Annotated in this window: 1 protein-coding gene; it reads right to left on the reverse strand. The window is 59.2% G+C overall.

The genetic code is table 11. The annotated features are described in order from the left end of the window. Nucleotides 1-29: 29 nt before the first annotated feature. Nucleotides 30-1,357 (reverse strand): IS3 family transposase gene (locus ACM0PK_RS21610; protein ID WP_414608119.1). Its coding sequence is split into 2 segments (ribosomal slippage), with 1,329 coding nucleotides annotated over them: nucleotides 30-934 and nucleotides 934-1,357; the frame shifts between segments, so codons are not numbered across the junction. This gene is flagged as partial in the annotation.

Consider the following 1,357-nt stretch of genomic DNA (forward strand, 5'->3'; position numbering starts at 1 on the left):
GTGAAGTGACCCCCGAGACTTGGACGGGGTCAGGCGGCCGATTGGGCCTGCTCCCGGTACTTTACCGGGCTTAGCCCCTTCAATTTCAATCTGATTCGCTCTTGGTTGTAGTACTTGATGTACTCCACCAGCCCGGCCTCCAGGCTTTCGATGCTGTCAAAGCTGTTCAGGTAGAAGAACTCCGACTTCAGCGTCCCGAAGAAGCTTTCCATTGCCGCATTGTCCAAGCAGTTGCCACGTCGGGACATGCTTTGCTTCAACGAGTGCTTTTCCAGCATGTGCCGGTAGTTCTCATGCTGGTACTGCCAGCCCTGGTCGGAGTGGATCATTGGCCGCTCCTCCGGGGAAAGCTTGCTGATGGCCTCCTCCAGCATCTGACCTACCAGATCGAACACGGGCTGGCGCTTGATCTGATAAGCCACGATTTCACCGTTGTAGAGGTCCATGATCGGCGACAGGTACAGCTTCATGCCTTGCACCTTGAACTCGGTGACGTCGGTCACCCACTTCTGGTTGGGCCGCTCGGCATGGAACTGGCGATTGAGGTCATTGCCAACCACAACATTGGCGGCCCCTTTGAAGGACCGGTAGCGCTTCACGCGTACCCGTGATTTCAGGCCCATCTCCCCCATCAGGCGCTGTACCCGCTTGTGATTGGTCCGATGGTCCTGATTGGCCAGTTCCAGCGTCACCGTGCGATACCCATAGCGCCCTTGGCTTTGATCGTAGATTGCCCGGATGCGCTCGCACAGGGCTGCCTCATCCTGATCCGGATGGGCCAGGACATGGTTCTGGTAATAGAACGTACTGCGTGACAGCTCTGCCGCTTCGAGCAGAAGCGACAGCGTATGAACCTGCCTCAATCCTTGGATGGCTTGCGCTTTGCGTCCTGCGCCGCCTGCTCTTCCCGGATCAAGGCATCGAGTTTTTTTAGGTAGTCGGTCTCCGCACGCAGATAGGCGACTTCCTTGAGCAGCTCATCGCGGCTCATTTCCTCAGGTGGCTTGGACGAACGGGTCTTTTTCATCGGCTTTCGGGGCGGCGGCGGAGGTGGTGGTGCCAACGCTTGGGCACCGCCTTGAGCATACAGCCGACGCCACCGCCCCACCGCGCCGGCCTCGCCAATTTGAAAGTAAGTGGTGGCCTCCCGCTCGGACATGCCGTCCTGGCCCATCTTCTCCAGGACAGCCAGCTTGAACGGGAGGTCATAGGACCGGGCCTGGCGATGAAATCCCCGCCAACCATGCAGCCGATAGGTCGCCACCCAGCGCCTGACCGTGGAGAACTCCAGGCCGTAGCGACGAGCAACGGCTTTGACCGATGTGGAGGTCTTGCAGGCCTCTTTGGCGACCTGCAG

It is taken from the genome of Stenotrophomonas sp. FR010, from assembly GCF_047520755.2.
Taxonomy (GTDB): Bacteria; Pseudomonadota; Gammaproteobacteria; order Xanthomonadales; family Xanthomonadaceae; genus Stenotrophomonas; species Stenotrophomonas sepilia.